The sequence below is a fragment of the Candidatus Cloacimonadaceae bacterium genome (genome assembly GCA_030693415.1).
Taxonomy (GTDB): Bacteria; Cloacimonadota; Cloacimonadia; order Cloacimonadales; family Cloacimonadaceae; genus JAUYAR01.
Map to the genome: position 1 here is coordinate 1 of JAUYAR010000183.1, position 20,643 is coordinate 20,643.

At 50.4% G+C, this 20,643-nt stretch carries 10 protein-coding genes; 2 read left to right on the forward strand and 8 right to left on the reverse strand.

Annotated features, from left to right (window positions below; genetic code table 11):
• Positions 1-406: 406 nt before the first annotated feature.
• The 8 genes from Q8M98_11860 to Q8M98_11895 all read right to left on the reverse strand — a co-directional run bounded on the left by Q8M98_11860 (position 407) and on the right by Q8M98_11895 (position 15,063).
• On the reverse strand, positions 407-4,132 hold the full coding sequence (locus Q8M98_11860) for a C25 family cysteine peptidase (GenBank protein ID MDP3115446.1): 3,726 nt from the start codon (positions 4,130-4,132) through the stop codon (positions 407-409).
• 47 nt (positions 4,133-4,179) lie between these two features.
• Positions 4,180-5,082, reverse strand: coding sequence for an AEC family transporter (locus tag Q8M98_11865; protein ID MDP3115447.1), 903 nt, complete (start codon positions 5,080-5,082; stop codon positions 4,180-4,182).
• Positions 5,083-5,087: 5 nt separating this feature from the next.
• Entirely contained in the window at positions 5,088-6,578 is a 1,491-nt protein-coding gene (locus tag Q8M98_11870) for an inorganic phosphate transporter (GenBank protein MDP3115448.1), read from the reverse strand.
• 12 nt (positions 6,579-6,590) lie between these two features.
• Complete coding sequence (locus Q8M98_11875; protein MDP3115449.1) at positions 6,591-7,235, reverse strand: DUF47 family protein; 645 nt, start codon at positions 7,233-7,235, stop codon at positions 6,591-6,593.
• 210 nt (positions 7,236-7,445) lie between these two features.
• On the reverse strand, positions 7,446-12,746 hold the full coding sequence (locus tag Q8M98_11880; GenBank protein ID MDP3115450.1) for a C25 family cysteine peptidase: 5,301 nt from the start codon (positions 12,744-12,746) through the stop codon (positions 7,446-7,448).
• A gap of 13 nt (positions 12,747-12,759) precedes the next feature.
• Positions 12,760-14,085, reverse strand: coding sequence for a signal recognition particle protein (gene ffh / locus Q8M98_11885; protein MDP3115451.1), 1,326 nt, complete (start codon positions 14,083-14,085; stop codon positions 12,760-12,762).
• A 20-nt stretch (positions 14,086-14,105) separates the two neighbouring features.
• Entirely contained in the window at positions 14,106-14,768 is a 663-nt protein-coding gene (gene rpe / locus Q8M98_11890; GenBank protein ID MDP3115452.1) for a ribulose-phosphate 3-epimerase, read from the reverse strand.
• 7 nt (positions 14,769-14,775) lie between these two features.
• The gene (locus Q8M98_11895) at positions 14,776-15,063 is read right to left on the reverse strand and encodes a DciA family protein (GenBank protein MDP3115453.1); all 288 of its coding nucleotides are present in this window, start codon (positions 15,061-15,063) and stop codon (positions 14,776-14,778) included.
• 999 nt (positions 15,064-16,062) lie between these two features.
• On the opposite strand from Q8M98_11895, the gene Q8M98_11900 reads away from it, so the two are divergent.
• Positions 16,063-17,133 carry a T9SS type A sorting domain-containing protein gene (locus tag Q8M98_11900; GenBank protein MDP3115454.1) on the forward strand — a complete coding sequence of 357 codons (1,071 nt, stop codon included), beginning with the start codon at positions 16,063-16,065 and terminating at the stop codon, positions 17,131-17,133.
• Positions 17,130-20,384, forward strand: coding sequence for a glycoside hydrolase family 31 protein (locus Q8M98_11905; GenBank protein MDP3115455.1), 3,255 nt, complete (start codon positions 17,130-17,132; stop codon positions 20,382-20,384). The genes Q8M98_11900 and Q8M98_11905 overlap by 4 nt, the downstream gene beginning before the upstream one ends.
• The last annotated feature ends 259 nt before the right edge of the window (positions 20,385-20,643 follow it).

Genomic DNA, 20,643 nt, shown 5'->3' on the forward strand with positions numbered 1-20,643 from the left:
CAGAATGCCCTGATTGATAGCTTTGAATACCTGGACAACAACAAAGATATGGTTTCAAGACTGACCTATTTTAAGTGGATGAATTTGGATATATGAAAGCGAATTGGTATTAGTCCGTAATGAGTCCGTATTGATTCCGTATTGCTAAGGGGGAAGATGTCCCGTCCTATCTATTTGTGAAATCGAACATCCACACTCCAGCGGAAGCGGTGCAGCAGTGTGTGATCTTCCTTGGTAGTGGTGAATTTGGGGTAGGGAATTCTGATTCACCATAGCCGAATCGGAGTTCGGCTTCCCAATGAGCAGCGCAGCATGCCGATGCTGCGGAAACGATGGGAACAGTTTCGCAGGATCGGCATCCTGCGCTACCGGATAGCTATTTGAGCAGTATCTGTTTTGAGACTGATTATTTCAGCATCAGCATGCGCTTGGTCTGTCTGTGTTTTCCGGATTCCAAACGATAGAGGTAGATTCCGCTGGAAACGGCTCTGCCATTGTTATCGGTGCCGTCCCAGACTACCGCATGAGAACCTTTGGCTTTGATGCCATCGGCGAGCACGCGGATGAGTTGACCTTTGATGTTGAAGATTTTGATACTTGTTTTGCCTTCTTCTGATATGCTGTATCTGATTGTGGTGCTTGGGTTAAACGGATTGGGAAAGTTTTGTTCCAATCTGCTTTGAACTGGAATCATGAGCTGATCCTGGTTGGATACATATCCGGTGGAAGCATAGCTGCCGTGACGTTCCAATCCGCCGCGATAGGTGATCCACGGCGTTCTGTTGCTGACCGGCAGGCGCAGATTGATCATCAGCACGCCGGTAGAATAGCCCACCACAAGCTTCCAGATGCCATCATCGTCAAAATCAATCAGCGTGCCGGGAGTGCTACCATTGTAAGATGTGTGGAATGGAAAGCCGGGGACCGTGCTGCCATCGTGGTTCAGGGCAAAGATGGAATTGACGTAGCTGTGCAGAAGGATTTCCATGTGCTGGTCGCCATCGATATCCGCGACCAAAGGCGGGCTGGAGAAATTGATTCCCAAGGCGACGGGAAAACCGTTTAGGTCGTTGCCGTTTTGATCGACGACATAGACGATTCCGCCGAGGGTGACGAAGATGATCTCCTTGTTGCCGTTGGCGTTGATATCCGCAATCACGGGACTGGAAGCCATCGATGCGGGGATCGGTTTGCTGAATACGATGCTGCCGTCCGGAGCCAAAAGATACAGATGGGAATTTGTCCCAACGGCGATGCGGTTGTTGTCCAAAACCGTGGGCGCGCCGTTTACCGATCCTCCCAGATTGATAGGCCAGCCACTCATGATCGCCCCGTTGCCATTGATGACAATCATGTCCCCATTGACGGTTCCGGCGATGATTTCAAACGCTCCGTTGCCATCAAGATCCGCGACGGCGAGTTCGGCTTGGAAGGTAGAGCCGAGATCCGCAGGAAATCCACTGAGGATCGTGCCAAAGCGGTTGAAGGCATATACCTTGTTATCCAAAGTGTGGGCGATCACTTCGTTGAATCCGTCTCCTGTTATATCCGCAATCACGGGTGTGAAAAGAAATTGACTGCTGTTTTGATGGGTGAATATAACGCTTCCGGTGGTCGTGGTGGCATGCAGCTTTCCGGTGCGGCTTACAAATACGAGATCGGGAATACCGTCTGCGTTAATATCTCCCATGGCGCTACTGCGCATAATGTTTTGCGGTGCGGAGACGTTGAATCCGCCAAATTGTTCTCCATCCGGACCGATGTAATATACCTCGCCAAAAACGTCCTGATACATGATGTCCTGCTCCCCGTCACCGTTGAAATCATAGACGATGGGTGCGGATTTTGAACTATTGATGCAATCCCATGGGAAACGGTTGTCTATCAAGGTGATATCAAAAGTGGCGTAGAAAAACTTTGCACCGGTGGAGAGCCCGGTGACGGGATGGAAGGCATCCACTTGGATCTTGAGAGTGCTTGTCCCATAGGGCATCGCCTGGGGAAGCTGCAAGCGGATGATCACTTCATCCGGGTCTGTGAGGGTTCCCGGAGCCAATTCCGGAATCACGATACAGCCGGTCAGAACTTCTACTCCGGCAGGGGATCCGGCAATGCAGACATTGAGGTTGTAGGCAGTGTTCCATCCCTGGGCATTGCGGATACGCGGTTTCAATTGGATGATCTCGCCGGGATTGATGGTGCCGTCAAAATCGCCCTCAACATCTGAAAAAGTATAGCTTTCCATGGTCAGGTTGGGAAGGTGGGGATCGGGATATTTGACCTCGATGGAAGGATCTCCGAAGAGCACCATTTCGTAGTAGCACCAGCGCATCACATCACTGTTCATGGCAGCATTGACGTTTTGCATGCGGGAAAAGCTGAGCGCGTCTCCGAGTTGGGTGTTCAGAGTCTCAAATAAGCCGATAAAGTATTCGCGGTCATAGTATTGTGAGGCGCCGTTGATGCTGCCGGGCATGTACCACCCGTAGCGAGTATTTCCGATGAAAGCAAAGAGTGCTCCCGGAGCGATGAGCAGATGTTCGCCGATGGATTCTCCATCTGTGCTGGTGCGTTGATCAAAAGCGGCGGGGTAGCATCCCTGTGAATAGAGAAAGCCATATTCGCTGTTTTGTAGCTGTTGGATGGTGTTATTGCCTTGTCCCATGAGATAGGTCTCGTTGGCGTGCCCCATGTGGTTCATCACGTTGGCACCGTTGTTGATGGCGTTCCAGACGATGCTGCCGTTGTAGGTTCCGTCGCGTTCATAGTGTCTCGTCATGTGATAGGTGTCCGGAATGTGGTTTGCGACGTCGTCTTTATAGTCTCCACCCCAGGTGAGGGGGTTCCAGTTCAGGTTTTCGCCGAACATGATGGATATGTTGTTGCTGAAAGTGCTGTTATTTACGTAGTATTGAGTCTTGCGGAAGATATTTGAGAACTCTGTGAAGCTTTCGGCGGGGAACCTGCCCACATGAAGTTCCGGCAGGTAATCCGGATTGTCCGAAACCTCGCCGTAGATATTGTTTCCGTTGGCGTTGAAACTGCCGTCAAGGTTTCCGTAATACAAATCCGAGGGCATGCGTTGATCGACCGTCTCCCCCACCTGTCCATAAAAGCCGCGTTCGGGAACAATCTCATCGTCTCCGCCGAGGATCACGTATTCCAATACAGTGGCGGTCGCGTTCCAGGTTTGATAGGCGTCGATGATGAAGTTGCGGACTTTCTCGGCATTGTCGGCACCGGTATATTCGGCATAGATATCGGAGGTGAGAAAGACGCCGGTGGAAATGCCCAAGCCATTGCGCCATTGAACGTAATCGTTGAACCAGGGAGCGCGCGCGGCATCGGTGATCACGATCATCTTCTTTGGTGAGGAAAGATCGATCAAGCGGGAGCGTGGGGCATGGGTGCGATAGCTTGGTGCCAGGCGATAGGTTTCTGCCGCGGAGAGGTTTATGGCAAAGCCGTTCAGGTTTTGCAGAGTTTTGGCATCCGTGGCGAGGAAGTTTGCTTGATACTTGGCTTCTTCACTATCAAAGATGCTCGAAATATTGAACTTGGCGCTCCGCGAGGCATATAGTTCTCTGGTGACGGGATTGTATTTGAATGGATAGATATTGATGATGGCAAGCTGATATCCGCGATAGTATTGCGTTCCCAATAGCTCGAAATCCTGCGTGGGAAAGGCTTGGTCGGCATTCCAGATCAGGGGATTCTTCACCGTCAGATCGGGCGCGGGAAGAGATATAGGTTGTTGGTGGCGGGCATAGTCAAGCTCAAGATTCCGTTCGATCAGTTCCGGTGAGGAAAAGTCTATCGAGAGGCTCTCCACCCTTTCTCCGAAAGGCAGTAATACCCGGATCGGATAATAGGGCAACATCGGCGCACCGGGTTCGAGGATCACCGGCAGGGCTTCACTGCCGTTTTTCTGGTTCCACAAATGTGGCGCAATATCAAAGCTTAGGTTCACTGCCGCGAGCGATCCGTATATTATTGAGATAGTTGCGATTATCATGAGTTGCTTCATCGTTTTCTTCCATTTGAAAGTATTTATGTTGCATTTATGCAAAAAGCGTTCCCTGCCGTTAAAACGTTCATCCTGTCCAAGAAACTCCTCGATGAACATCGACATTATGCGGGTCTCACGCTTTGTTGCCAGGCGGGATTGTTTCCCAATACCTATGTGAAGAAGTATATCAATAGCGGCAGATAGAACAGCGCGATTAAAATCGAGACGGAGACCATCGTGGCGGCAAACTCCCGATCCATGTTTTCCAGATTGGCAAAGATCAAAGTGTTGAACCCGATGGGCGTGGCGGAATTGACGATCACCACGGTGCGGGTGATTCCCTCCAGACCAAAGACCGTAGCCAGCAACAAGCCCAAGAGCAAACCGCCGCCCATGCGGATAAGGACTGCGATCAACGCTTTCCCCAGGTTTTTGAGCTTGGGCTCGAAGTATAAGCCCAGGGCGATCATTACCAAAGGAACGGTTGGCTGCCCGACCATGTTTAAAAAGTTCATTCCGATCGTCGGTATTTCCACTCGCAAAGCTTTGAGCGTGATCGCGATCGCCATTCCCCACAGGGGTGGGAGCTTCAGGAATTTGCCCCAGTTGATCTTGCCGGTATGGGCATTGTCGCCATATTTGATGGCGTTGTAATAGCTGAAAGTGAAGATCAGAAAACTGTTGCCGACGTCAAATAGCGAAGCGCGCGCCAGTCCCTCGTCTCCGAAAGCGGCGGCAAAAAAGGGCAGCGAATAAGCAGTATTCATGATCAATGTGCCCACGAGGAAACTGCCGAAAGTGGGACCTGCCATGTTTAAATGCTTGCCCACAAAAGAAGATATGAAATAGATGCTGAAGACCACTAACATGGCGGAAAGCGGGATCAATGCCGTATCCGCGGACAGCGAGACGCGCATGATTGCCAGTATCGTGAGTGCCGGCAAGCTGACCGAAAGCACGAAGCGAAGCAGGATCGGTGCGTCTTCCTTGCTCAGCGTCTTCAAGCGCTTGGCGGCGATGCCCACAAAGAATGCAATGATCAGGGGGATGATCTTTTCAACAAAAGGGGACATGAATGTTAGTGACTTTCCAAAGGAGCGTAGAAACTCCGGTAGAGGAGTTCCAGCTTACTCTCTATCTTGCGGTTATGGTTTTTCTGCGCTTCGTTTTCCGGTGCTATATGCGTCTTCCACGAATCGAAGTTTTGCAGAGCCTCTTTGAGTTGCCATTTGTGCTGGAATTTCTTGCCTTCCAATGTGTTGATATCCGCAAGTTGATTGTCGTCGAGACGTTTTTGCATACTTTTATCGTGCAGGCGCGAGACTTTCACTTCGAGAGGGAATATCTCCGTGATCCGGATGATATCGATCGCCTGCCGGCGTGTATATGCTTTGTTTTGCATCAGTTCGATCAAAAGCTCGCGTTCGCGTTCAAAGGTTCTGCCATTAACCAGGGAAAGGGCTTTGGTATCGAATCCGGCACGTTCAATCTGCAAGACGGTCTGGCGGTTGAAAGTATATCTAAGCTGTTGATGCACCGTCTGTTCAAACACGTTTTGAATGATAAACAACGCAATGAAGGAAAAGAGAAACGCCATCACCGGCGCAGCTATCCAGGCAAGCGTGATTCTCCCCAAAATGCCATAGCGGAGGTTCTTTCCACCTTTGGCAATTGCAATGCCCACCACTGCTCCGACGATCACTTGAGTGGAGGATACCGGCACCAGCGGTATTGTCGGTAAGCCCAATTTCAACAATAGATTATACAGCCCTTGCGAGGCAAAGAGAAAGAGCACGATCGCTTCCGCCATCAATGCCACCAACGCCGTCACCGGCGAAAGATGAAAGAGGTCTCTGCCCACCGTGCGCATCACTTTGTGAGAATAGGTGTAGATTCCCAGCACAATTGATGCCGCGCCGATGATATAAAGTTGCTGCACTCCGTCGATCACGAAAAGTCCGGGAATCTGCAAGTCCTTGAACGGAGTGACCGGAACGAAGACGCCGACGACGTTTGCGATGTTGTTCGCTCCCAATGAATAAGCTCCGAAAGCGCCAACTACGATCAAGGCATAGCGGGTATATAGATCCTGCTCGAAAAGGTGGGTCTTGGATTTGTTGATCCAACCCCGAAAGATGTAGAAGAGCACAGCTGCGATCACTCCGGAGAGCACAAATGCCGTCACCCAGCTTGAGGCGATGGTCACCAACGACCGGTAATCAGTGATCCTTCCGCTGAAAAAGTTCCATCCGATGATCGCACCCACGATCGTTTGGGAAGTGGAGACCGGAATGCCCAAACGCACGATCACAAATATCGTCGCCGCGGCAGCCAGAGAAACTGTGAAAGCTCCTCCCAAAGCATCGACGGAACCCAATCTTCCCAGGGTGCCGGAAGGACCGCTGCCTTCCAGGATCGCGCCCAGGGAGATAAATATCGCTGCAATCAGCGCCGCCTTTTTAAATTTGAGCATGCGCGTTTCCACAGCGGAGCCGAAGATGTTACCGGTGTCGTTGGCTCCCAGAGACCAACCCAAAAACAATCCGCTCAAGAGATAGATAAAAATCATGTCAAGCGCTTGCTACATCTGACGTTTGATCGTATAGATGGAAAGGCGGTCACAGACTGCCTGAGCATAATCCGAGATCATTTCGATATGAATGGCAAAATAACGGAGCTGGCTCTTTAAAGCCAGATCGACATCGAGGCTAAATATCTGGCGGCGCAGCTTTTCACCCAGATGATCCGCCTCCCGCTCAAAGAAATAGACCTTGTGGATATAGTTATTCACAGCGGCGATATCGTGAAAGAAGGAACGAACTGCAAAAACGAGTTGCTCCACCGCAGCCGCTGACGCCCGTGTGGTCTGCATCCAGAGGTCGTCAAGTTCCTCGGGGATTTGCGGCAATTCGATGGAAAACTGCATCAGGGTGTCCTTGATGCCATCCATCACCTCATCCGTGTTTTCGAGGATTGCAAGGACGTCGCCTCGGTTTTCAGGAATCAGGGTACGTTCATAGAGATATCTCTCGATTGCGACTCTCAGATCATCGGCTTTTTTTTCGTTTTCGCGGATCTGCGTGAGACGCTCCTCAAACTGGGCGTTCCTTTCCAAGAGATAATCCTCGATGCCAAACTGGAACAGCGAGGCGGAATCGCTAACGATGTCCAGAAAGGTATCAAGCTGCGATTCCACGAACTTAGTGGTCTTTAGTAGCAGTGCCATATTCTCTCCACTTGTGATCTTGGTTTATACTTGACATAATCTTTCACAAGGATTATCCGATCGCATTTTTGTCAAGCGAATCGTGTCTCAGAGCTGTTCTTGCGTGAATTCTTGCTGGAAAGGATGTTTTTTTGCCAGTTAAGAGACGACCATAAGGTCAAAACCAAACAAAAGGGCTCGAAAAAAAACCGAGCCCTTGATATAGTGTGCTTATCTTGCCTGATCGGTGGCGACCACCTTGTAGAAACGATTTTCCGCCGCGGGCTCGCTCCAGAAAAGCTCATTTGTCGAGCCGATCAGAATGAAATTGCCGTTGGTGCTGTTTGATCCGTAGATACGGTAACTTTGGGCATGGTTGACCGCGTTCCAGGTGAGGCTCACTATTCCAGCGTTCTCTGATACTTGGATATCAGGCGCAGAGAGGAAAGTGAGATTGACCGTTGCCGGAACTGATGCTTGTGCGTAGTCCGTGCCGTCGCTCACTATGAAAGTGATAAGTTCGGTGCCGATCCAATCTGATGCGCCGCTGAAGGTTACGCTCAAACCGTTGACCGAAACATAGATATTGCTGTTTCCGCTATAGGACAAAATCAGAGGATCGCCATCGACATCGCTGACGTAAGCGCTGAAATCAACCGTCAATTCGCCGTTCATATCAAAGGCAAAGCTCGGCGGCAACCCGATCACGGGAGCATTGTTGATGCCCGGGATATTTACTAGGATGGAGAAGGGATCGTTTCCGGCACATAGTGGAAGCGTGCTGTTTCTGCCGGTGTTGTCTGTGGCTTTGATCCAGTAATAGATCGTTTGTCCCAAAGCGGGGGCGGGTATCGAGGCGTTCCAGATACTGCCGCTGGGATTGGTCAGGGACGCATATTGCCATTCGGTCGTGGGGGAATGCCGCCATGCCACGAATGTGGATGCTGGATTCAGGGGATTTTGATATCTGATGTTCACGGAAATAGCGATACCCTCTCCGGCGGTTGCGGATGTGGGAGGAACGTGATTGAGCACAACCATTTGCTCGTCGAAGATGGAGTTTACGCGGCAGTGGATGGCGTCAGTAGCTTCAAAGTTTGTATGTGTGTACCCCGTGACCGTGTATCCCGGCATGGCGTTGCGATAGGATTGCAGAGCCGCGGCATCGTTTGCCGTTCCCATTTGGGGAACAAAGATATTCTTATTCAGGATAAACGCGTTTGAATAGGGCTCGTTGTTTGGCGTATATACACGATAGATACGATAGGGTGTTCCATAGCTGGTGGTCGTGCTTTGCCATTGAGCCACGACTGCCTCGATGGCGGTATATTGCGCGTGGGTGGTTGGCACGCTGCGAATGATCACTTTATCGACGTCCAGCAATTTGCCCCAGCAATCGATGTGGTCGATGTAGGTGTTGTTTGGGTCTTCATAGAGCTGATAATCGCTCACGCCCAAGTAGTTGTTGAACATTGTGTTGATCTGATTCTGGGTGAGGGATGTGTTTTCCTCCAAAACCAGGCGGGTGCTCATTGCCTTGCCCATGCCGCTACTCATGATGTTTCCGCCGGTATGGACGATCGGCATTGTATAATACTGCAAGCCAAGGTAGTTGGCGATCGCAACGGGAACGACGTTGTCGTTCGGACGGGGACGGTTGTAGGTAAAATCCACGATCCTGAGGTCGTTTCCGTTTTCAAAGATGTACCAAGGACCGTAATCCCTGATCCAGTAAGAATCGCTGGCGGCATTGATGTAGCGGACGTTTGCCATGTTCACGCTGTTTGATGTCAATAGCGAGTTGCAAGTACTTTGATTGGCGGATGTTACTACCACATAAAGAAGGTTGTCCACGGCAATGTCTCTCATCATCGAATAGGGCAAGCCGAAAGGGTAACGGATCACCGCACCCTTGGCAGGTTCCCATTCCGCCACGTATCGAGGATTGACGGGGTAGGGGTTGAAAACCGTGAGGCTGACCGGCACGCTGAGCGAGGGATTGTTCACGGCGTTGGAATTGATCACTATGCTATCGTTGTAGATGCCTACAGCGAGACCGCTTGAGTTCAGAGTCACGGTCAAAACAGTGTTTCCGCCTGCGGCTATTGTTCCTGACAGAGGACTGACGCTCAGCCAGGTAGAGGGACGCAGGTCATCGCTCGCTTGGGTGGATAAGACATCGTCTCTCTCAGAAACTAACACTTCACGTCCTTGAACAGACCAGTTCAAAGCAGCGCTGCCGGTGTTGGTGATGGTGAGGTTGCGGTTTACGCTTGCACCGCTGTTTACGGTTTCCGTGAATGAAGCAGGATTGACCGCGATCGCGGGTTCTGGAGATTGCTGTGCCTGGAATGTGAGCTTCAGGTTCGGACGAAAAGCCGTAAGCGTTCCGCCGGTGAAGATGTTTCCCTGGTTGGCAGTATCGCTTCTGACATAACGGTATCCGTTTGTGACCGATGTGTATCGCACAGTCCCGATGGTAGACCAAGTTGAAACCAGGTCAAATGCCGTATCCACAACGATATTGCCGGTGCCGTTCCAGAGGAAGGGAGTGGATAGATTCAACATCTCAAATCCTCCTGCGACCGGCATATAGGAGGTATTGGTATAGACAGTTGACAAATTGGTCGCGGTCTGCCAGTTTGCCACGTTCGCTTCCGCGGTATGCTTCATCCGAATGGTGAAGTTTGGCAATGCCAGATTCGGCACTGAAGCGACGTAGAAACCGATCTGAGTGATGTTGATGGGTCCAAATACTCCTGCCGCGTTCAGCTCCGCAGCGGTATAGACGGCCTGTCCATGCAGGCTTTTGTAGTAGATGTTGATCGGCGCGCCTTCGGAAGTTCCGCTAACAGTGGTGCCGGTGCCGATGATGGCTTGGGGGATTTGTCCCACGGTTGTGGTCTCGCTTTTGCTTGCTGTATATGCTCCCGCAGTGGCGTTGAAATTGAAGGTTGCAAGGGTGCCGACAGTCATTCCCGCTGCCGCTGAAACTGTGAAGCTGGGGTTGACCGAACCGGTTGCAGCGATAGAGCCAAAAGTGGCTGGTGAGCCGCTGATGCTTATCCCAGTAGTGAGGCTGGATAGAGTGGCGCTTCCGGATGGAGAAGCCGCTCCGCCTGTGTTGTTCAAAAGAATAGTGACAGAAACTGTTTCACCAGGATCGAGACGCCCGTTGTTGTTTGCCGGAGTGGGATCAAAGATGATCATGGTTCCGAAAGCAAGCGCGGGAGCGTTGATAGCAAGCGCGAAGTTATGCACCCAGGTGTCGGCTCCGCTGACCATAGTGATGGTGAACTGGGCACTGGTTCCATGAGCGATGTTGTTGGCGATATTAAAAGTATAGGCATTAGTTCTGGTAACGCTGGCGCCCGCGGCGAGGGACGCGATGCTTTCGGTATTGTCTGTGACCGAGATACCGGTCGTGGAACAGGTGAGATTGGCGGTGATGTTTGAGGCGGTGGAAGCGCCGCTGTTTTGGAAAGTAACATTGAAAGCTCCCGCTTCGTTATATTCCGCCACGTTGTTGTTGCTGTCCGCATAGGTGTTAGCGTGGACAACCATTAAGGGACCGGTTCCAGCAACTTGTTGGATCGTGCCGATATAGGTCACGCGGTTGAAAGCGGTGGCGGTGATCGTATAATTCAATGCCGTCTGGGGAGCGTTGATCAGATTCAGGGTCGCATTACCGCTGCCGTTCGTATATCCGCGGGCATAGATTGTGTTTGTGTATGTGATGGAGACCAAAGCGTTTGCCACTCCGGTGGAGACGTTCACGGTGCTTGTGCCGATCGCGATACTTGCAGGATGGGTGACTGTCATGGCAAGCGGAGTCTTGGAACGCATCAAAAGCGAAGCGTCTCCAAAGATCGTCCAGGTCTTGAACATATTCACGCCGTCGGAACCGGTTGTGTTGCCATAGATGTCCATCATCTTGCAGGAGCTGTTGAAATACAAGCCGCCGGTGGTGAATTTCTGCTCCGTGGTAATTAGATCGGTAAATTCATCCTGGGCACGCATTGGCGAATTCCAGGATTGGTTGATGGTGCTCGCATACATCGTGACGGCACCGCCGTTGGCGTTTCTGAGCCAGGCTTCGGCAAAACAGGTGAGGGAGACGAAGTTTCCATTCACGCAGGCGACGTCCATGATCACGGGAGTTTTGTTTCCATTGGTCAGATTCGTGGCGTTGGTATTGTTGAATCCGGTGGTCACCCAGAAAGTATTGTCTCCGTGCCCGACGTAGTTGATAAAACCACGTCCGGTATTGACGTTTGTGGTGATGGTGGCTGCCAATGCGCCCGGATCGTAGATCTGATCTACTATGCCGTATCCATAGTTGAGCAATTTTGTGCGGATAATATTCATGTGCTGGATATCCGATTCGTCATTATCACCAATGCCGCCGCCACCTTCAGATGACGCGATGCCCATAGCCTGTGAGAGCCAGGTGGCGCTGCTATTCAGATCTCTTTCATAGACGATGGCTTTGTTGACCTGAGCGGTCACCTCGGCAGTCGTTTCCGCGGAAAAGCGTCCGATGAAGATATCAGGATAGTTGTCTCCTCCTGCCACAAGCGAGAAAGTGGGATCGCTGCCTCCGCCTCCGGAACTGAGGGACGGAATCTGCGGTGCGTCGCCAACAAGCTGGATATAGGTGAGCGTATTATCGGCATTATAGCGGTTTTGAATATAAGTTTGCAGATGGGCTGCGGTCGTTCCGATCGTTGACCATTCCACGAGTTCGGTCTCAATCCCCTTTTGCTTTTTCCAGTTCACATAAGGTGCGATCTGAGTGAGGAAGTTTAAGTGACATACGACGAGCAGCTTGCCAAAGCTATCGTTCACTGGCACATAGCGGTAGCTTTGATAGTTGATAAAGTGATTCTCATAGATCGGAAGAAAAGCGCGTGAGATAGATGTTCTTGCAGTGGAAAGTGTGTTCAGCATATCGATGCCGTCGGCAAAGACCCTGATCTTATATGAAGTAAAGACCCTCAGTGTCCGCGTTTGGGGATTGTAGGCAAAGGGAGCTGTCTGCACCGTGATGCCTCTGAAATCCCGCATGATATAGGGTTCCGAGAGACTTGCGATCTTGGCTGGATAGAACTCTTCGCCGGAATAGACCTTGCCAAAAGTATAGGGAACCGTGGCAGGATCGATATCGCGGGTGATGACACCTTTGGAAGGAGCGATGGGCATTTCGATATCGGTATATTCTACGTCATAGACATCCAGTTTCATCAAAGCGCTGTTGCCGATGATGATGCTGCGATTAAAGACCGGAAGCTGGGGAAAGCCCTTGTCCTGGCTTATTCCCTCACCCGGGAGGTTGATGTGAAACCATTCTTTTCCACCGATCGTAACCCTTTCCCTGTCAAAGTGAGAAATGCGGTATTGGAGGATGGTTTCGTTTTCACCAGACGAAACAACGTTGATCGAGTTGTTTGTGTCCGAGAGCTTTACGCTGCCCACGGCAAAGCCGTGAGCAAGCATGCATAGTATTGCCAAAGTAAGAATCAGTTGTTTCAAAATTACTCCTTGTCTATTTTCCCATCATTTTTTCGAGTTCTTTCACGCTTTTCCCGCCGGTAATCTTCTTCATCATCTTTTTCATATCCTCAAACTGGCGCAAAAGGCGGTTGATCTCCATGACGCTGCGTCCGCAACCTTTGGAGATGCGCAAGCGTCTGCTGCCGTTGAGGATATCCGGTTTTTCGCGTTCTTTGTCGGTCATGGATTGGATGATCGCCTCCACGTGTTTGATAGCGTTTTCGTCGATCTTCAAATCCGCCGGAAGTTTGCTGCTGAGCCCCGGAATCATCCTGATCAGGGATTCAAACGAGCCCATTTTTTTTATGCTCTGCAATTGCTTTAAAAAGTCATTTAGCGTGAACTGGTTTTTTATCAATTTCCGGGCGAGTTTTTCGTTTTCCTCCGCGTCGGTTGCCTCTTCCGCTTTCTCGATCAGGCTGAGCACATCGCCCATTCCGAGGATACGCGATGCCATTCTTTCGGGATAGAAGATTTCGAGATCGCCCACTTTTTCACCGATGCCGACAAAGGCGACCGGGCGTTCGGTGACCGCTTTGATGGAAAGCGCCGCACCGCCTCTGGCATCGCCATCCAGCTTGGTGAGGATCACCGCATCGAAGGCAAGCTTGTCATAAAACTCTTTGGCGACGATGACTGCGTCCTGACCGGTCATGGAATCCGCCACGAAAAAGATGTAATCCGGTTTGATATAAGCTTTTAGCCGTGCCACTTCGTTCATCATGTCCTTATCGATATGCAATCTCCCGGCGGTGTCGAAGATCAGCAGGTTGGCAAATTGCTGTTGTGCTTGTTTGAGTGCGCTTTCAGCAATCTTGATGATGTCTTTGGTGTCTTCAAAGACCACCGGGATATCGATCTGTTTGCCCAAAACCTTGAGCTGTTCGATCGCAGCGGGACGATAGACGTCGCAAGCCGCCAACATCGGTTTGATGTTCTTTTTGCGGTATAGAAGAGCCAGTTTGGCGCAGGTGGAAGTTTTGCCAGAGCCTTGCAGACCCACCATCATTACCTTGGTGAGTTTGTTGTCATAGACCTTAAATTCAAAACCTTCGGTATCCATCAGCGCGACTAATTGCTCGTGCACGATCTTGACTACTTGCTGTCCCGGAGTGAGAGATTTTGCCACTTCGGCTCCGAGCGCGCGTTTTTCCACTTCGAGGACGAAGTTTTTAACGATTCTAAAGTTTACATCGGCTTCCAAAAGTGCAAGACGGATCTCCCGCATGCTGTCTTTGATGTTCTGTTCGGTGAGATATCCTCTGCCTTTGAGGTTGCGAAATATTTTATCCAGTTTTTCAGAGAGACTGTCAAACATGTATGAATGTCCTTTGTTGGTTATTTCTTGCCTTCGGAACGCAGGTTGCGGATCGCGGCTCCATAATCCGCGCTGCTGAAGATATATGATGCCGAGACGAGGATATCCGCTCCAGCTTCGATGAGTGCGGCTGAGTTTTCATTATTGACCCCGCCATCGATTTCGATCAGCGTATCCAGTTTGGCGTTTTCGATGTGGGATTTCAAGACCTTGCACTTTTTCAGGATCGAAGAAATGAAGGATTGACCGGAAAAACCAGGATTGACGCTCATCAACAGGACAAAATCCAGCTCTGCCAGAATCGCTACCAGAGAGTGAACAGGCACTGCCGGATTGAGCGCCAAACCCGCTTTGATCCCTTTATTGCGGATGAAATTGACCAGCCGGTGGGCGTGATAGTCACATTCCTGGTGAAATGAGATCCACTGTACTCCGATTTCAGAAAGCGGCTCGATACACATGGCGGGATTGGTGACCATCAGATGAACGTCAAGGGGCAGATCGGTCAGCTCGCGCACCCGCTTGATCACTGGAAATCCAAAGCTAAGATTGGGCACATAATGCCCGTCCATCACATCCAGATGGATGATCTCCGCTCCGGCAAGTTCAAGCGCTTTGAGCTCTTCCGCCAATCTGCCAAAATCCGCGGACAATAGCGATGCCGCGATTTGTATGTCTTTCATAATCTATCTAACTGCGGATCACGAAAATGATATCCGTCAGCTCCTCATTGATATATTGCCTGCATTGGACAAGCAGAGTTTGTTTATGCAAGATTAGTTCCTGCATCCAAGAATTGTTTTGCACCCCCACATAGAGGATGGACTTTTGGAATTTTATCGGGTGCGAACGCTCCGCTAACAGGTCTCCGACGATGTCCCTCCACTTGGAATATAGGATGATGAAACTGCGATACTTTTCACCCGCGAGACTGAGAACGATGCGGCTACAGATACGATTGATGGAGTTAAAGGACATAACGGCAATCTCTTAACAGTGATTGTGCATCAGAGCATCCGCGCTTGGAATACAAAGCGTATTCAATCCCTGCTCATTTATATCATCTTCATGGGCGGACAATCTTTCAAAATCCGGTACTCCGGGCATTCGGCACTGTGTCAAAACCTCAACTCCTTGCAAATCTAAGATGTTCCCACTTTCAGCAATGCCTGATATCTGTCAATGAAAACCATCCTACTTGCACGCTCGGGTGGATTGTTATGCTACGGCTACGATTGTTAGGGTGAATCGGGATGACTATTTTAGGATAACTACGTTTGGATAACGATTGAATAACGTTAGGATAATCACGAATTTAGTCAGTTTATATAGGCTATAATTACCACGAATTTATTCAGTTTATATATGCTGTAATTACCAATTACTTAGTCTTGTACCCTCCCTTCGCTCCCTTTCCAAAGCGTTAATCAAGTGGGAGAGCGGTGTAGCGCAGCATGCCGATGCTGCGGTGGAGACTAATTATGGAGACTAAAAATTGGGCAACGCCAGCAACGATAATCATGCTACTAAGCAGACGAGGCAGGCAATGCAACTAGTGTAGCGTCTTACCCTAAATATGGGAATATATATGGGGTGGGGAATTCTGATTCCCCACAGCCGAATCGGAGTTCGGCTTCCCAATGGTAAACCGAAAAAGTTCTTGCCGGAAAATCAGGCTTGGATTTACTATGAAAACAGTCGGTGGATAAGGAATCAATAAGCGAAAAATATAGATTGTATGCGGCGAAGAGCCACTGCAAAGTCTTCAGGCAACAAGAGAAATAATGAGTTGGACTTTACAGCAACATTTGAGACTCACAAGTAACCGTAAATACACTAAGAAAATTAGACTCCATAGAAAAAAGTCCATGCTTGACACGAATAGCATCCTGCGCTACATTTGCGATTTGCACTTGACAATAATGGCAACTTCGTAAAAGATTGACCACCGTCGGGTGATCGCGAGCGATGCGACAAATGACCCGGCTACTAAGGAGCGAAGCGATGAAAAAGCCGTTGATTATGATCTGTATGCTGGTGCTTTTAGCTGTTGTAAGCGCCAATCCCGCTGTGGAGGTGTTTGGGTTCAAATCGGCACGGTTTGATGACGCGGGTGATTTTTGGGTGGAGTACTTTCCACATCCTATCTCTGCAGAAAGCTGGGAGAACATCCGCGATCTCGTGTTTGAGACAAACAGCGGCAGTTTCATGCTCCCTGATGATTACGTGGGTGAGCATGCGGAAATCAATCTCAGCCATGAAATAGCTGGTTTTCCCATCGACCGGAATAATGACGCGATCAGTATCACAAATCCCAATTTTCCATTCGGTGGTTTTACAAACTGGGGGGCAGCTCCGAACACAGATGTGCATTTGCGTCCCTTGCTGCCTGGACAAGCCGCGATCATGGTACCCTTTATCGTCAACGGATTTGGCGGTTATCACTCCTGGGCAAAAGTCCATGCTTTTTCCGGTCAGATACTGCCGCCGGAAAGTCATTTCTGCAATGTGAACGTGCGCGTTCGTTGCACCAACGGGCATCCGGTTCCCGGCACGGTTGTTGCACTCATGTTCGGTTTCGACCAAGTTAATTATACCACCAATCGCGACGGCATCGTGATTTTCCACAACTGGGCAATCCGCTATCACATTCGCGTGTTCGTCCCCCAAAGCGAAGAACCGATCGCAGAGTATATACTCTATCCTGAACCAAACGAAACCATCACGGTTGAGGAAACCGTTCCTTGTGAGCACGATCCTTCCCAAGTTCCAGGTGTGATAAGTGTGCATCCCAATCTTGTGCACAGCATTGGCTCCGCAGGGGTGAAAGTATCTTATGATAAATACTGGCAGCTACAATCCGACGCGAAGCTCCGGCTCTATGATCTGCGCGGTAGAGAACTTCAGGCTATATCTTTTCCCCCCGGTGGTCTGTTGGAATGGCCATTGCCGCCTCTTGCAAACGGTATCTACTTTCTGAGCCTGCGCTCCGGCGGCAGAGAGCTTGCCCGTCAAAGACTCACGATCATCAAGTCTCTGCGTCAATGATCGAAAGACCTGAACCAAAGGCAAATCCAGCAGCGGTGCTGCTTTTTGGCAAAGCACGTTTCACCCTGATCACGGATCGTCTTTTACGTCTGGAATACTGCGAAAGCGGCAGATTCACCGATGACGCGTCGCTGGTTTTCATCAACCGGAATCTCCCCGTTCCGGCTTTTGAAACAAAGCTGGAAGATGACACACTTGAGATAAAAACCGAGTTTCTCGAGCTTCACTACCGGCAAAACAGCGGTAAATTCTCCCGCGACAACATCTGCATCCGGCTGCTGAACTTCATGCCGGAAACGATCTGGACTCCCGGTATGATGGACGGTCAAAACCTCTTGGGAACCACCCACACGCTGGATGAAACAGACGGGGACGTCAAGCTCGAAAAAGGGATAATCTCCCGCTCCGGCTGGGCTTTGATCGATGACAGCCGCACTCCGCTTTTGGACGATTCAAGCCGGCAATGGGTCAAAGCGCGCGGTGGGAAACAAGCCCAGGATTGGTATTTCTTTGGCTATGGGCACCGCTATCTTGACGCTATCAGAGACTACTGTCTGGTCGCGGGAAGGATACCCATGCCTCCGCGTTTTGCCTTTGGCTATTGGTGGTCGCGCCATTGGGCATATTCGGATGCGGAGCTACGCGGCTTATTCGATGACTTCAAAAAACACCGCCTGCCTCTAAATGTTCTCGTGATCGATATGGATTGGCATGAAACCAAAGGACTGAGCTGCCGCAATCCGGAGTATGATTCGCAAGGGGAACTCATCGGCTTCAGCGGATACACTTGGAATAAAGAACTTTTCCCCGATCCGCAAAGATTCCTTGCAGAAATGCACGAACGCGGCATCAGGATTGCTCTCAACCTGCATCCCGCTTCCGGCATCTCCAAAGATGAAGAACACTACGCGGATTTTGCCCGTCTTTACGGGAAAAAACCCTCCAAAGACCGCAGCTATCCCTTTGCCATGGAAGAGAAAAAGTGGGCGGAAGCGTATTTTGGCGCGATTATCGAATCCCTGGAAAAAGAAGGTGTGGATTTTTGGTGGCTGGATTGGCAGGCGTGGAAGGATAGCAAACAAATCCCGGGACTGAACAATATCTGGTGGCTCAATCATGTGTTTTTCACCCACAAGCAAAGAAACGGCAAAAAGCGTTCACTGCTCTTAGCCCGTTGGGGCGGGCTTGGCAATCACCGCTATCAAATCGGCTTTTGTGGAGACACCTGGATCTCATGGAAATCGCTGGCAAATCTGCCATATTTCACTGCCACGGCAGGAAACGTCGGCTATGGATACTGGAGCCACGACATCGGCGGGCACAAGGGAGAAGCCGGCAGTGCAGAGCTCTATTTGCGCTGGCTGCAGTTTGGCGCTCTCAGTCCGATTTTACGCACCCATGCCACCAAAGATAGCGAACTGGAACGGCGGATATGGAAGTTTCCCGATCACTATGACGCCATGCGGGAGGCATTGCTGCTAAGGCACTCGCTGACTCCTTATCTTTATGGCGCGGCACGAGCGGCATTTGATGAAGGAATCTCTCTTTGCCGCCCGCTCTACTGGTTCTATCCCGAACATGAGGAAGCCTATCAAAATCCCGGGCAGTATTTTCTCGGTGAAGATCTGATGGTCGTGCCGATCACCCACGCAGCAGATGAAATGGAGCTTGTAAACCAGAATATCTGGCTTCCGCCGGGGCTTTGGTATGACGTCTGCCATGGCGCACTCATGGAAGGCGGCAGATCAATCAAGCTTGCATACACCTTGCAAGAAATACCCACCTTTGGCAAAGCGGGAGCGATCATCCCCCTCCTGCCGGAAGATCAATGCCTTGGTGAAGCAAGCGATCTCTTTATCCTCGATTTTTATCCCGGAGCCGATGGTAAGACCAGGCTCTATGAAGACGACGGAAATACAGATCAATACCAAGCCGGCGTCTTTGCTTGCACAGAGATCAATCAGCATGTCCTCGACCGGCTGTTGAAGATCAGCATTTCCGCCACCAAAGGAAGTTTCACGGGAATGCCGCAACTGGTTTCTTATCAGCTCAATATCATCGGACGCTTTCCTCCAAAACAAGTTATCTGCGGAAAAACCGCACTTCCATATTCAGCGGTGTTGAAGGAAGGGCATTGGAGCTACGACGGTTCGCGGCTCGCGATCCAGATCCTGCTTCCTCCCTCGGCTCGAAATGAAGTGCTTGATTGCGCCTTGCATTTCACTGCGCAAGCCGATGCCCGGAAGGAACTTCTAAACGGTATTCCGGGAGTGTTGAAACGCCTGCCGGAAGTTCTTCGCAGCTTGAAGAAGGAGTTCAATCGGTTCGACGCGATCGCCAACCCGCCGGAAACTATCCTGAATCTCGGCAGCACAGTCTCGCGGTTGGATTACGACCCCAAATCGGCTATGGGAGAGCTGACATCTTTTCCGGAAAAACTGATAGCGGCGATCACTTGCATTGCCGAGCTCGAAGGCATCGATTCGCTGGTTTTGGAAAAACTGATCCGCTTCATATCGCTGCACAGGACCATCCCCGCTCGTCCGCGGATCATCATCAAAAGCAAGGGAAACCAGGCTTTGGTGGAGATGCAGAGTCCAGATTCCGATGCCGTTATCAGATACACACATGATTCCAGCCTGCCGACAGAGTATTCGTATCTATTCCGCAAGCCGCTCTTGTTCAAGAGGATGGCGATCATTTCCGCCCGCGCTTTTGCGCCAGGTTGCTTGCAGGGATTTCCCATCAGTGCGTTATTTCACTATCAATGGGTGAAAAAGATCAGCTATCTCCACCCCAATTCGCCAAAATATGATGGGGGAGGGGCAAGAGCGCTGGTGAACGGAAGCCTCGGAAATCAATTTGATTATCGTAAGAACTGGGTGGGATTCGAAGCCTGCGACGCGATCCTTGACATCGAACTCATTCGTCCCATGATCCTGAAAAGCATGCTGCTGCGTTTCCTGCGGGATCAAAGCAAGTGGATATTCTATCCCAGGCAGCTTAAAATTGAGGTCTCTCTCGATGGCATGAACTATCAAAAAGTATTTCAGAAAAACTTGCAAACCTTCGCCTATTTCCCTGACCTCAAGTTCGACATCCTTTCTGTGAACGCCAATCTGAGGCATCCGGATCGCATCCGTTATCTGCGGATCAGTGCCAAAAACATCGGCTTATGTCCTGAATGGCATTCCGGCAGCGGCGGCAAAGCCTGGATCTTCATGGACGAGATCCTGATCGCTGAAGGGTGATAGTGTGGGGTGGGGAAATTCAGATTCCCCACCTCATGGTAGGGGTAGGGGAGTTATCCATTACTGGCTCCCCTCCCTCCGAACCGTACGTGCGGTTTTCCCGCATACGGCTCTCCAGAAAACAGGTATCTCATGTAAGAGACCGGCATAATTCACTGTGGGCTTCGGTTAATGAGAAAAACCCCCAGTTATCAAAGATTTTGTTATGGTATTGCAGATTATCCATGTTTGTCGCTATACCTTTGCGTTTTTCATGCTT

Coding starts and splice junctions, on each gene's coding strand:
- Q8M98_11860 (MDP3115446.1), bottom strand. CDS start 4,132: ATGTCGATGTTCATCGAGGAGTTTCTTGGACAGGATGAACGTTTTAAC.
- Q8M98_11865 (MDP3115447.1), bottom strand. CDS start 5,082: ATGTCCCCTTTTGTTGAAAAGATCATCCCCCTGATCATTGCATTCTTT.
- Q8M98_11900 (MDP3115454.1), top strand. CDS start 16,063: ATGACCCGGCTACTAAGGAGCGAAGCGATGAAAAAGCCGTTGATTATG.
- ffh (MDP3115451.1), bottom strand. CDS start 14,085: ATGTTTGACAGTCTCTCTGAAAAACTGGATAAAATATTTCGCAACCTC.
- Q8M98_11905 (MDP3115455.1), top strand. CDS start 17,130: ATGATCGAAAGACCTGAACCAAAGGCAAATCCAGCAGCGGTGCTGCTT.
- Q8M98_11895 (MDP3115453.1), bottom strand. CDS start 15,063: ATGTCCTTTAACTCCATCAATCGTATCTGTAGCCGCATCGTTCTCAGT.
- Q8M98_11875 (MDP3115449.1), bottom strand. CDS start 7,235: ATGGCACTGCTACTAAAGACCACTAAGTTCGTGGAATCGCAGCTTGAT.
- rpe (MDP3115452.1), bottom strand. CDS start 14,768: ATGAAAGACATACAAATCGCGGCATCGCTATTGTCCGCGGATTTTGGC.
- Q8M98_11870 (MDP3115448.1), bottom strand. CDS start 6,578: ATGATTTTTATCTATCTCTTGAGCGGATTGTTTTTGGGTTGGTCTCTG.